This is a genomic window from Colwellia sp. 75C3, from assembly GCF_002836255.1.
Lineage (GTDB): Bacteria > Pseudomonadota > Gammaproteobacteria > Enterobacterales > Alteromonadaceae > Colwellia.
Map to the genome: position 1 here is coordinate 1 of NZ_PJAU01000029.1, position 208 is coordinate 208.

Sequence of the window (208 nt, forward strand, 5' to 3'; positions counted from 1 at the left end):
GATAACCACTGATTGATTCGCGGTATTAAGCGTTAACGTATCATCGCTTGCACCGCCACTGATTAACCCCGTGATGTTGTCCATCAAGGTCAACGTGAAGTTATCGACTAATGTGCCACCCGTAAGGGTATTGAAATTTACAAAGTTAACTTCATCAACCGTACCGTTATTAATCACACCTTGGTTGGTTGCATTGATTGCCCAAGTA

Annotated in this window: 1 protein-coding gene; it reads right to left on the reverse strand. The window is 42.8% G+C overall.

Features of this window, described 5'->3' with window-relative positions:
* A partial coding sequence (locus tag CXF85_RS00160) for a hypothetical protein (protein ID WP_157828997.1) occupies positions 1-208 on the reverse strand: 208 nt, incomplete at both ends.